Origin of the sequence: Streptomyces olivaceus (genome assembly GCF_000721235.1) — a bacterium.
Lineage (GTDB): Bacteria > Actinomycetota > Actinomycetes > Streptomycetales > Streptomycetaceae > Streptomyces > Streptomyces olivaceus.
In genome coordinates, this window is the sequence record NZ_JOFH01000008.1 from 55009 (window position 1) to 66567 (window position 11559).

Annotated in this window: 12 protein-coding genes; 2 read left to right on the top strand and 10 right to left on the bottom strand. The window is 72.7% G+C overall.

Translation table 11 applies throughout. The features are described from left to right. Nucleotides 1-56 precede the first annotated feature (56 nt). The 8 genes from rnc to IG94_RS0111230 all read right to left on the bottom strand — a co-directional run bounded on the left by rnc (nt 57) and on the right by IG94_RS0111230 (nt 8544). Nucleotides 57-890: a ribonuclease III gene (gene rnc, locus IG94_RS0111195; RefSeq protein ID WP_052410636.1), complete on the bottom strand. Its 834-nt coding sequence runs from the start codon at nt 888-890 to the stop codon at nt 57-59. Between the two features lie 7 nt (nt 891-897). Further along, a complete protein-coding gene (gene rpmF, locus IG94_RS0111200) occupies nt 898-1071 on the bottom strand; it encodes a 50S ribosomal protein L32 (protein WP_003951102.1) in 174 nt (57 codons plus the stop codon). A 2-nt stretch (nt 1072-1073) separates the two neighbouring features. Next, a complete protein-coding gene (locus tag IG94_RS0111205) occupies nt 1074-1727 on the bottom strand; it encodes a YceD family protein (protein ID WP_031034144.1) in 654 nt (217 codons plus the stop codon). Between the two features lie 145 nt (nt 1728-1872). Then, the gene (locus tag IG94_RS0111210; RefSeq protein ID WP_031034147.1) at nt 1873-3030 is read right to left on the bottom strand and encodes a F0F1 ATP synthase subunit B; all 1158 of its coding nucleotides are present in this window, start codon (nt 3028-3030) and stop codon (nt 1873-1875) included. Nucleotides 3031-3151: 121 nt separating this feature from the next. Next, the gene (gene coaD / locus IG94_RS0111215; RefSeq protein ID WP_031034150.1) at nt 3152-3631 is read right to left on the bottom strand and encodes a pantetheine-phosphate adenylyltransferase; all 480 of its coding nucleotides are present in this window, start codon (nt 3629-3631) and stop codon (nt 3152-3154) included. Nucleotides 3632-3657: 26 nt separating this feature from the next. Continuing rightward, entirely contained in the window at nt 3658-4245 is a 588-nt protein-coding gene (gene rsmD, locus IG94_RS0111220) for a 16S rRNA (guanine(966)-N(2))-methyltransferase RsmD (protein ID WP_031034152.1), read from the bottom strand. A 145-nt stretch (nt 4246-4390) separates the two neighbouring features. Next, nucleotides 4391-6691, bottom strand: coding sequence for an ATP-dependent DNA helicase RecG (gene recG / locus IG94_RS0111225; RefSeq protein ID WP_031034154.1), 2301 nt, complete (start codon nt 6689-6691; stop codon nt 4391-4393). A 155-nt stretch (nt 6692-6846) separates the two neighbouring features. Further along, complete coding sequence (locus IG94_RS0111230) at nt 6847-8544, bottom strand: DAK2 domain-containing protein (protein WP_031034157.1); 1698 nt, start codon at nt 8542-8544, stop codon at nt 6847-6849. A 253-nt stretch (nt 8545-8797) separates the two neighbouring features. Between IG94_RS0111230 and rpmB the strand changes: the two genes are divergently transcribed. After that, nucleotides 8798-8983 carry a 50S ribosomal protein L28 gene (rpmB, locus tag IG94_RS40360; RefSeq protein ID WP_004924906.1) on the top strand — a complete coding sequence of 62 codons (186 nt, stop codon included), beginning with the start codon at nt 8798-8800 and terminating at the stop codon, nt 8981-8983. A 121-nt stretch (nt 8984-9104) separates the two neighbouring features. Here the strand turns inward: rpmB and thiD are convergent, their stop codons facing one another. Both thiD and IG94_RS0111245 read right to left on the bottom strand, forming a co-directional pair. After that, nucleotides 9105-9899, bottom strand: a complete 795-nt coding sequence (thiD, locus tag IG94_RS0111240) for a bifunctional hydroxymethylpyrimidine kinase/phosphomethylpyrimidine kinase (protein ID WP_031034161.1) — start codon at nt 9897-9899, stop codon at nt 9105-9107. Beyond that, nucleotides 9896-10864: a thiamine-phosphate kinase gene (locus IG94_RS0111245; RefSeq protein ID WP_031034164.1), complete on the bottom strand. Its 969-nt coding sequence runs from the start codon at nt 10862-10864 to the stop codon at nt 9896-9898. The genes thiD and IG94_RS0111245 overlap by 4 nt, the downstream gene beginning before the upstream one ends. 303 nt (nt 10865-11167) lie before the next feature. Here IG94_RS0111245 and IG94_RS0111250 point away from each other — a divergent pair, with 303 nt between their 5' ends. Next, nucleotides 11168-11401, top strand: coding sequence for an Lrp/AsnC ligand binding domain-containing protein (locus IG94_RS0111250; RefSeq protein WP_031034165.1), 234 nt, complete (start codon nt 11168-11170; stop codon nt 11399-11401). The last annotated feature ends 158 nt before the right edge of the window (nt 11402-11559 follow it).

Sequence of the window (11559 nt, forward strand, 5' to 3'; positions counted from 1 at the left end):
CGACGAGCCGGACGCCCGCCCCGGTGGCGGGGCGGGCGTCCGGGACGTGCGGTGGGTCAGGCGGAGACGGGCCCCTCGTCGGGTCCCGGGTCGGCGGCGTCCGCCGACTCCTTGGCGCGCTCGTCCGCCGCGGCCCGGATGGACCGCCACGCGGATTCCGCGGCCTGCTGCTCCGCCTCCTTCTTGCTGCGGCCGGTGCCGGTGCCGTACGAGACGCCTCCGACGCGGGCGGCAGCAGTGAAGGTCTTCTCGTGGTCCGGGCCGGTCTCCGTGACCAGGTACTCGGGAACGCCGAGCCCTTCGGTCGCGGTGAGTTCCTGGAGGCTGGTCTTCCAGTCCAGGCCGGCACCGAGGTTGGAGGACTTCTCGATCAGCGGGTCGAACAGGCGGTGCACCAGTTCGGAGGCCGCGTCGAGGCCCTGGTCGAGATAGACCGCGCCGATCACCGCTTCGAGGGTGTCGGCGAGGATGGACGCCTTGTCCCGGCCGCCCGTTCCCTCTTCACCGCGGCCGAGCCGGATGAAGGAGCCCAGTTCGAGCCCACGGCCCACCTGTGCCAGCGCACGCGAGTTGACCACCGCGGCCCGCAGCTTGGCCAGCTGGCCCTCGGGCAGGTCGGGGTGGATGCGGTACAGCGTGTCCGTGACGACGAGGCCGAGCACGGAGTCCCCGAGGAACTCCAGCCGCTCGTTCGTCGGCAGGCCGCCGTTCTCGTACGCATAGGAACGGTGGGTCAGCGCACGCACCAGAAGGGCGGACTCGAGCTGATAGCCGAGCCGCCCTTCCAGAAGCGTGTGGGACGAGGCCTGGTTGTTGTCCGCCTTCTTCTTGGCGGGTGGGTCCGCCTTGGCGTCATCCGCCTTCTTGGGGACTGACACAGTGCCTCTCACCAGCCGCTCAGACCTCGAGGACCTGGCGCTTGTTGTAAGTGCCGCAAGACGGGCACGCGATGTGCTGCTGCTTGGGCTCGTGGCAGCGCTCGCACGCAACCAGGGTGGGGACCGCAGCCTTCCACTGCGACCGGCGGTGGCGCGTGTTGCTGCGCGACATCTTCCGCTTCGGAACAGCCACGGCTACTTCTCCTGCTTCTCGGCGGCGTCCGCGGATTCTGGCCCGTCGCCGCTCATCTCGTCCTTCTCGCCGTCTTCGAGTGAACCGGCGAGTCCCTGCAATGCCGCCCAACGGATGTCGACGGCGTCGTGGTGGTGGTCCGGATCGTCCGCCAGGCGTGCCCCGCATACGGAGCACAGACCCGGGCAGTCTTCCCGGCACACCGGCTGCATCGGCAGTGCGAGCACCACCGCGTCGCGCAGCACGGATTCGAGGGCGATCAGTCCGTCCTCGACGAAGAGCCGGTCCTCGTCGTCCTCGGCGTCGTCGCCGGGCTCCGCCACTGGGCGGCCCCGGTCGTCGGCGTCAGGGTACGAGAACAGCTCCTGGAAGTCCGCTTCGAGCTGCTGCTCCAGCGGCTCCAGACACCTTACGCACTCCCCTTCGGCCCCGGCACGGGCGGTGCCTGTGACGAGCACCCCTTCCATGACCGACTCGAGCCGGAGCTCGAGCTCCACCGGGGCGCCTTCCGGCACTCCGATGACTCCCTGGAGACCGAGGTCCTTGGGAGCGTCGACCGTGCGGGTCAGGCGCTGGAGCGCACCGGGCCGCCGTCCCAGCTCGTGCGTGTCGAACACGAGGGGGTCGCGGTGGTCGAGGCGCGCGTTCAGAACCATTCCTGCTTTCGGTCTTCCGTGGCTTGGGGAAGCCGCCCCGCGGTGTTCCCGGGCAGCTGCGATCGCGGACGTATGCGCGACCGAAGAGCCAGGATACTGGACCATGCGCTCTCGGCCCAATCCGGGCCGGGGGACGCCCGGGACCTCAGAGGCCGCGGCCCTGTTCGTACGCCCGCAGCTGCTCGGCGCTGATCATGCCGGTGTCGAAGAGGCTGGTCTCGTCCAGCGCCTGCGGCTGGGCCTGCGCGGGCTGCTGGTGCTGGCCGTAGCCCTGCTGCCCGTCATAGGTCTGCTGCCCGTCGTAGCCCTGCTGGGCGTCGTAGCCCTGGTAGGCCGCGTACGGGTCGGCGGTCTGCTGCGGGTAACCGTACGTGTCCGGTGCGCCGCCGTAGGCCTGCTGGTACGCGGCGTACGGGTCGGGCTGCTGCTGCGCGTAGCCGTACGCCGGCTCCTGCTGCGGCATGTCCGGCACGGCCTGCGCGGGCGCCTGCTGGGGCATTTCCGGTACGGCCTGCGCGGGCGCCTGGGCCGCGACGGGCCGCTGTTCGCCGTACTCGGTCCTGCGGGGCTGCCCGGCGGGGGCGTCCGAGAGCGCCGCGAGGTCGGCGAGGTAGTCGGCGTCGCTGGAGTGCTGGACGGTGCCGGAGTCCTCGGCGAGGGCGCCGAGGTCGTCGGTGGCGATCCGGCCGTGCAGCTTCTGGCGGCCCCGGCCGACCGCGTCCAGGGTCTTGGCGAGCACGGCCTCGAACGCGCCGAGCTTGCTGTCGACGTAGGTGTCGGCGTCGCGGCGCAGGATCTCGGGGTCGTGGCTGCGCTCGGGGGCGTCCTCGTCCTCGTAGCCGTTCTCGTCGAGGCCGGGACCGGTGCCCAGGAGCTTCTCGCGGCCCCGGCCGACGGAGCCGAGGGTCTTGGTGAGGACGACCTCGAAGTTGGCGAGCTTGGAGTCGACGTAGTCGTCGGCCTCGGCGCGGACCTCCTCGGCCTCCTGCCGGGCCTCGGTGAGGATGCGGTCGGCCTCGGCCTGGGAGCGCCGGGCGACCTCGGTGCCGGCGATCAGGGAGCCGCGCTCGGCGTGCGCGCTCTCGATGATCCGGTCCGCCTCCTGGCGGGCCTGCGCGACCATCTGGTCCCGGTCGCCGATCAGTTCCTGGGCCTGGGCGAGGGAGCCGGGCAGTTCGGCCCGCAACTCCTCCAGCAGCGAGAGCAGTTCGGCGCGGTTGACCACGCACGAGGCCGACATGGGCATGGCGCGGGCGCCGGAGACCATCGCGGTGATCTCGTCGAGCTTGTTCTGCACGTCCACCGTGTGCTCGCCACTCTCTACAGCTGTGTTGGAGACGGACGGGACGACTGTACGACCCCGGGGTGTCCCGGGGACACCTGGTGACGGATCGCCGGTCTCCGACAGGCGGTACGACGGGCGGTCAGCGCTTGGCCAGGCGGTCCCTGAGGGCGTCGAGGACGAGCGGCGGCACCAGGTGGGCGACGTCTCCGCCCCAGGTGGCGACCTCCTTGACCAGGGAGGACGACAGGAAGCTGTAGGTGGGGTTGGTGGGGATGAAGAGGGTCTCCACGCCGGAGAGGCCGTTGTTCATCTGGGCCATCTGCAGCTCGTAGTCGAAGTCGCTGACCGCGCGCAGGCCCTTGACGATGGCCGGGATCTCGCGCTGCTTGCAGAAGTCGACGAGCAGGCCGTGGAAGGACTCCACCCGCACGTTGCCGTACTCGGCGGTGACCTGGTGGATCAGGTCGATGCGCTCCTCGATCTCGAAGAGGCCCTTCTTGGACTGGTTGATCATCACGGCGACGTAGACCTCGTCGTAGAGGCTGGAGGCCCGGGCGATGATGTCCAGGTGCCCGTTGGTGATCGGGTCGAACGACCCGGGACAGACGGCACGGCGCACTTGCTTTCCCTCGCTCTCCGGTCCGGTCATCGTGCGTCATCGCACGTAGAGGCGGCGCGACCGTACCAAAACGTTCCCTCGCCGTAGCGACGGGCCCGGATCGCCTCGAAGCCGTCGGGCCAGCCGAAATCACCGCCTCTGGTGCTGCGCTCCACGGTGACGAGCGCTTCCCTCCCGAGCCACCCCTGGGTGCGGAGTGTGAGCAGGATCTCCCGAAGATCGTCGTCCGGGACGGCGTACGGCGGGTCCAGGAAGACGACGTCGTACGGTTCGGCCGGGGCGGGGGTGCGGACGACCTGTTCCGCCTTGCCCGCCCTGACCTCGGCGCCGGGCAGGGCGACGGCCCCGACGTTCTGCCGGACCGTGCGGGCGGCACGGGCGTCGGCCTCGACGAGCAGGACGTGCCCCGCACCCCGGGAGAGCGCCTCCAGGCCGACGGCACCGGAACCGGCGTACAGGTCGAGGACCCGCTCGCCGTCCAGCGGGCCGCCGAGCAGGGACTGCCAGGTCGAGAACAGGCCCTCGCGCGCACGGTCGGAGGTGGGCCGGGTGCCGGTGCCCGGCGGGACGGCCAGGCGGCGTCCGCCGGCCCGGCCGGCGATCACGCGGGTCATTTCTGGGTCCTTGTCGCTGTACTCGGCTGTGCGGAGTCGGCTGGTGCGGTGGTACGGAGCCACTGGTGCGGCGGTACGAATGCCTGGCGCGGCCGTCCGGAGTCGGTGGTGCCCGGCTTTGCGGACGGCGTCCGGTGCCAGTCTCTCAGCCCTTCTCCAGGTACTGCTCCCGCTCGTCGTCCAGCAGTGCGTCCAGGGCCGTGCGCAGGGCGGGCAGGCCGGTCAGCTCCGGGTCGGCGGCGACGACGGCCGCCGCCTCCTGCCGGGCCTCCGCGATGATCTCCTCGTCCTCGATGACGGCGAGCACCCGCAGGGAGGTGCGGGCACCGGACTGGGCCTGGCCGAGGACGTCGCCCTCACGGCGCTGTTCGAGGTCGATGCGGGAGAGCTCGAAGCCGTCGAGGGTGGCGGCGACCGCGTTCAGCCGCTGCCGGGCGGCGCTCGCCTCGGGCATCTCGGTGACCAGCAGGCACAGGCCGGGGGCGGAGCCGCGCCCGACCCGGCCGCGCAGCTGGTGGAGCTGCGAGACGCCGAAGCGGTCGGCGTCCATGATCACCATCGCGGTGGCGTTGGGGACGTTGACGCCGACCTCGATGACGGTCGTGGCGACCAGCACGTCGGTCTCCCCGGCGGCGAAGCGGCGCATCACCGCGTCCTTGTCGTCGGGCTGCATACGGCCGTGCAGGACCTCCACCCCGAGCCCCCGCAGCGGTCCCCCGGCCAGCTGCTCGGCCACGTCGAGGACGGCGAGCGGGGGCCGCTTCTCGGCGTCGTCCGCGGGCGGCCTGCCCGGGGCGGGCTTCTTCCCCGGGTCGGGCTTCTCCGGGCCGGTCGTCTCCGGGCCGGTGTCCGCCGGGTCGGCCTTCTTCGGGGAGGTCTTCTTCGGGTCGTCCTCCTCGTCGCCGATGCGCGGGCAGACGACGTACGCCTGGTGGCCGCCCGACACCTCCTCGCGGACGCGTTCCCAGGCGCGGGAGAGGAAGTGGGGTTTGTCGGCGGCGGGGACGACATGGCTGGCGATCGGGGAGCGGCCGGCCGGGAGCTGGTCCAGGACGGAGGTCTCCAGGTCGCCGAAGACGGTCATGGCGACGGTGCGCGGAATGGGCGTGGCGGTCATGACGAGCAGGTGCGGGGGCTGCTTCCCCTTGCCGCGCAGGGCGTCGCGCTGCTCGACGCCGAAGCGGTGCTGTTCGTCGACGACGACCAGGCCGAGGTCGTGGAACTGCACCTTGTCCTCGATCAGCGCGTGCGTGCCGATGACGATGCCCGCCTCGCCGGTGGCGAGGTCGAGCAGGGCGTGCCGGCGGGCGGCGGCGCCCATGGAGCCGGTGAGCAGCGCCACCTTGGTGGCGTGCTCGGCGCCGCCCAGCATGCCGCCTTCGGCCAGCTCGCCCATCATCTCGACGACGGACCTGTGGTGCTGCTGGGCCAGCACCTCGGTGGGCGCCAGCATCACGGCCTGACCGCCGGAGTCGACGACCGCGAGCATGGCGCGCAGGGCGACCAGCGTCTTGCCACTGCCGACCTCGCCCTGGAGCAGCCGGTGCATCGGGTGGTCGGTGGCGAGGTCGTCGAAGATCTCGCGGGAGACCTTCTGCTGGCCGTCGGTGAGGGTGAAGGGGAGGCGGTCGTCGAAGGCGGTGAGCAGGCCGTCCGGGCGGGCCCTCCTGGGGACGGCGGGGAGTTGGGTCTCGGCGTGGCGGCGGCGGGCGAGGGCGACCTGGAGGACGAAGGCCTCGTCCCACTTCAGCCGGGCGCGGGCGTCCTCGACGTCGGCCTTGGTGTGCGGGCGGTGGATCTTGAGGAGGGCCTCGGGAAGGGAGACCAGGCCCCGCCCCTCGCGCAGGGAGCCGGGCAGGGGGTCGACGGCCTCCTGGGCGCTGGGCAGCACCGTCTGGATCGCCTTGCCGATCTTCCAGGACTCCAGTTTGGCGGTGGCCGGGTAGAGGGGGATCAGGGTGCCCGCCCAGGATTCGACGCTCTCGGCCGCGTCGCCCTCGCCGTCGCTACTCTGCAGCAACTCGTACGCCGGGTGGGCGAGTTGCAGTCGGCGGTTGAAGACGGAGACCTTGCCGGCGAACATCGCGCGGGTGCCCGGCAGGAGTTCCTTGTGGGGCTTGTGCACGCCGTTGCCGAAGAAGACCAGTTGGAGGCGGCCGCTGCCGTCCGTGATGGTCACCTCCAGGCGCTGTCCCTTGCCGCGCGGCGCCTTGGACGAGGCGAAGCTGTGCAGGCGGGCGTCGGCGACCTGGGCGACCACCGTGACGTGCTCGTCCATGGGGAGGTCGGCGAGGTGGGTGAGCTGGCCGCGCTCCTCGTATCTGCGGGGATAGTGGTGGAGGAGGTCGCCGACGGTGTGCAGGCCGAGGTGCTCGGCCATCACCTTCGCGGTGGCGGGGCCGAGCACCTTCTTCAGGGGTTCTCGCAGTGCGGGCACGAGATCCATTCCACACCACGCCACTGACAACGTCGCCGGGAAGCGCCGTACCGGCCGTGCGGCACGGCCCCCGGCCCGGTCCGCCGCGGTGCCGGTGCCCGGCTCCTGCCCTGCCGGCGGCGGGGGCGGCGGGGGCGGATCCCGCGGGGGCGGTACCGCTCGCCCTACTCCACACCGACCAGCAGCAGCGCGCCCTGCCGGCCGCCCCGGTAGACCACGGTGTCGACGGCGAGGTACGCCTCCCGGACCCGGGCCTCCAGCTGGTCGGCGACGTCCTGGGGCGCCTCGTCGCCGAGGACGAGGGTGACCAGCTCGCCGCCGGCCGACAGCATGCGGTCCAGGACGGTCGCGGCCACCCGGGACACGTCAGGGCCGATCACGGCCACGTCGCCGTCGATGAGGCCGAGCACGTCACCGGCCTGGCAGATGCCGGCCGTGGTCCAGGACTGGCGTTCGGCGACGGTGACCTCGGCGTGCCGCGTGGCGCCGGCCGCCGAGGTCATCGCCACCACGTCCTCGTCGAAGCGCCGCCCGGCCTCGTGCACGGCGAGTGCGGCGATGCCCTGTACCGCGGAGCGGGTCGGGATGAGGGCGACCCGGACGCCCTCGGCGCGGGCCTGCTCGGCCGCCGCGGCGGCGGTGTGCCGCAGCTCGGCGTCATTGGGCAGCAGGACGACCTCGCGCGCGTGGGCCCGCCGTACGGCCTGGACCAGCTCCCCGCTGGCGGGCGGTTCGCCGGGGCGGGCGAGCAGGGTGGTCGCGCCGGCCCCGGCATACAGCTCCGCCAGCCCCTCCCCCGGCACGACGGCCACCACGGCGCGCGGGGCGCGCTCCCGCGGCGGGCGCTCCGCCCCGGTGGTGTGGACGTCGCCGTGCCCGAAGTGGGTGATGCGGATCCGGTACGGCCGGCCGGCCTCGACGCCCGCCTCCACGGCGGCACCCGCGTCGTCGACGTGCACATGGACGTTCCACAGTCCGTCGCCGCCGACCACGACGAGCGAGTCCCCGAGCGCGTCGAGCCGCTGCCGCAGCCGGGCCACGGCCGCGTCATCGGCCTCCAGGAGGTAGATCACCTCGAAGGCGGGTCCGTCCTCGCCGTCCCCGGCGGCCGCGCACTCGACCGCGGGGTCGGCGTCGTCGTGCTCCACGCGCGCGTGGAGCACGACGCCCGTCTCCGGCGGACGGCCCGTGCAGGTCTCCACCAGGGCCGCGAGCACCGTCACCAGGCCGTGTCCGCCGGCGTCGACCACTCCGGCGCGCTCCAGGACGGGCAGTTGGCCCGGCGTGGCGGCGAGCGCCGCGCGGGCGCCCTCGTAGGCCGCGCGGGCGACCTCCGCGCAGTCGTCCCCGGCGCCGTCGGCCGCGTCGGCGGCGGCCGAGGCCACGGTGAGGACGGTGCCCTCGACGGGACGGGCCACGGCGTTCCGGGCGGATTCGGCCGCGTGCCGCAGGGCCGACCGCAGGCCGGAACCGCCGGTGTGCGGGGCACCCCGCGCGGAGAGCACCTGGGCCATGCCGCGCAGCAGCTGCGCGAGGATGGTGCCGGAGTTGCCCCGCGCGCCGATCAGCGCGCCGTGCGCCATGGCGCCCACGGCGTCGGCCAGCGAGGGCCCGTCCTCCTCGTCCCTGTCTTCCGCGTCCCCGGCGCCCGCGTCCACCTCGTGTGCGGCGAAGACGGCCTCGACGGCTGCGGCTGCCGATTCGACGGTCAGATAGAGGTTCGTGCCGGTGTCCCCGTCGGCGACGGGATAGACGTTGATCGCGTCGATCTCCTCGCGCGCCCGCCCCAGTGCGCGCAGTGACAGACCGCACCAGGTACGCACCGCCAGAGCGTCGAAGAACCTCTGCGGCACCTGCGCCACCTGCGCCTCCCTGAGCTCCTGGACGTGGCTGGCAGCGTAGACCTCGGCGGGTCCGCACCCGGGGCGGGCCCCTGAGCTGCCGTGGTAGTTTCGTTGTACGGAAGCAGTCGTTGTATGCTGCTCCGGTTGCCCGATCCCGATCGGGCCATCCCCCTGGCACCGCCACTCAGTTCCCGGAACCTCCGTGTCCGAGACCTTGATCCCGGCATGCCGGGATCAACCGTAAGTGCATCTGAAGTCTTTGGAGTGACCCGTGGCTGCCAACTGCGACGTCTGTGGCAAGGGGCCGGGCTTCGGCAACAACATCTCGCACTCGCACCGCCGTACGCCCCGTCGCTGGAACCCGAACATCCAGCGTGTGCGTACCGTGGTCGGCGGGACGCCGAAGCGCGTGAACGCTTGCACCTCGTGCATCAAGGCCGGCAAGGTCTCGCGCTGACGCGTCTCAGCTGAGCGCGCGGCCACTGCCTGGTCCGCTGTAGGGAGCCGGTCCACCTCGGGTGGGCCGGCTTTTTGCCGTGCCCTCCTGCTCCCCGGCCTCGTGCTCAGGGGCCTCGTGCTCAGGACGGGCGCCCGAGTTCCCACCCGTGGTCGACCGGTCCGATGCCGGCGCCCAGCGCGAAGCCGGACCGGATCGCCCCGGTGACGTACTCCTTGGCCGCTCGTACGGCGTCCGGCACCGGCTGCCCCTTGGCCAGCCCGCACGCGACGGCGGAGGCGAGGGTGCAGCCCGTGCCGTGGGTGTGCCGGTTGTCGAGCCGGGGCCCGCGCAGCCAGTGCTCCTCGGAGCCGTCGGTGAGCAGGTCGACGGCGTCGCCGGGCAGATGGCCGCCCTTGACCAGGACCCAGCGCGGCCCGTACTCGAGGACGGCGGAGGCGGCCCGGCGCAGATCGGCCTCGGATCCGACCCGTACGCCCGTGAGCTGCGCGACCTCGTCGAGGTTGGGCGTGGCGACGGTGGCGACCGGGAGCAGTCTGGTGCGGACCGAGTCCAGCGCGGAGGCGGCGAGCAGCGCGTCCCCGTGCTTGGAGACGCCGACCGGGTCGACGACCGCCGGGGCGTCCGTGCCGTCGATCAACTCGGCGACGGCCTCGACCAGTTCGGCGGAGGAAAGCATCCCGGTCTTGACCGCGTGGACGCCGATGTCGTCCACGACGCTGCGGTACTGGGCGCGTACGGCTGCCACGGGGAGTTCCCAGGCGCCCTGCACCCCGAGGGAGTTCTGCGCGGTGACCGCGGTGAGGACGCTCATGCCGTGGGTGCCGAGGGCGAGCATCGTCTTGAGGTCGGCCTGGATGCCGGCGCCGCCGCCGGAGTCGGAGCCCGCCACGGTGAGGACCAGGGGCGGCCTCATGCCTCGACCTCGCCGCCGAAGTGGTCCCAGCCGCCCTTCCGCGTCCAGGGCGCCCCGTCGACGGTCACCTGGGGCAGCGCGGAGGGGTGGAGGACCTCGCCGATGACCTTCCAGCGGGCGGGCAGTTTCACGTCCGGCGGGAAGGTCGCCACGATCGCGTGGTCCTCGCCCCCGGTGAGCACCCACTGCATGGGGTCGACGCCGACGGCCTGGCCGATGTCGTTCATCTGGGACGGGATGTCGATCCGCCCGGAGCTGATGTCGATCCTGACCTTGCTGGCCTCGGCGATGTGCCCCAGGTCGGCGATCAGCCCGTCGCTCACGTCGCACATGGCGGTGGCGCCGAGGCCCGCGGCGGCGGGACCCGCGTGGTAGGGCGGTTCGGGGCGCCGGTGGGCCTCGACGAAGGCGCGCGGCGAGCGGAAGCCGCGGGAGAGGACGGCGAACCCGGCCGCGGACCAGCCCAGCCAGCCGGTCACCGCGACGAGGTCGCCGGGCTGGGCGCCGGACCGGGTGACGGGCTCCTGGTTGCGCAGGTCGCCGAGGGCCGTGATGGACACGGTGATGGTGTCGCCGCGCACCACGTCGCCGCCGACCACGGAGGCACCCGCGACCTGGCACTCGTCGCGCAGTCCGTCCATCAGCTCGCTCGGCCAGGTGACCGGCAGTTCGGCGGGCACGACCAGGCCGAGCAGCAGCGCGGTCGGCACGGCGCCCATGGCGGCGATGTCGGCCAGGTTCTGCGCCGCCGCCTTGCGGCCCACGTCGTACGCGGTCGACCAGTCCCGGCGGAAGTGCCGGCCCTCCACCAGGATGTCGGTGCTGGCCACCACCCTGCGGTCGGGTGCGGCCACCACCGCGGCGTCGTCGCCGGGGCCGACCCGGACCGCCGGGGTGGTGGTGAGACGGGAGGTGAGCTCCCTGATGAGCCCGAACTCCCCCAGCTCACCAACAGTGCCCTTCATCGCCTTGGCTCCCCTTCTGTCCCTGTCCCTGGCCGCGCCCGGTCGCGCGTCGTCCCTGTCCTCGTCACGGCCGTACCGACCGCTCTGCCCACGTCACGGTCTTACCGACCGCCGCCGCGGTCCGTTCGACCGTCGCCACGGCCGGCGTGCGCGTCGGCGCGTGCCGGTGCGCGTCGGCGCGTTCCGGTGCGGCACTCCGGCGCGCGCGGCCCGCGGGCCGCGGGTCTCCCCGCGGGGAGCGGCTACGCGATACCGTGGCGTTCCTTTTCCCCACATGATCCTCGTGGCCGCTCTGGAGGTTCCGTGGTACAGGCGTACATCCTGATCCAGACGGAGGTCGGCAAGGCGTCGACCGTCGCCGGGACGATCAGCAAGATCCCTGGAGTCATCCAGGCCGAGGACGTGACAGGACCCTACGACGTCATCGTCCGCGCCCAGTCCGACACCGTCGACGAACTGGGTCGCATGGTGGTCGCCAAGGTCCAGCAAGTGGACGGCATCACGCGCACTCTGACCTGTCCGGTCGTCCATCTCTAGCCCCCTCTCCGCCCACTCGGTCCCGCCCTGCTGATCGCCGCCGCAGGCCGCTCCCCAGCAGACGAACAGCGGGTCGGCGGCGGTTCCCGGCCGGACACGGGATCACCGGGCTGTGGCGGAACCCGGACAACACGCTGCCGCCTGCGGACAGCGGGCCG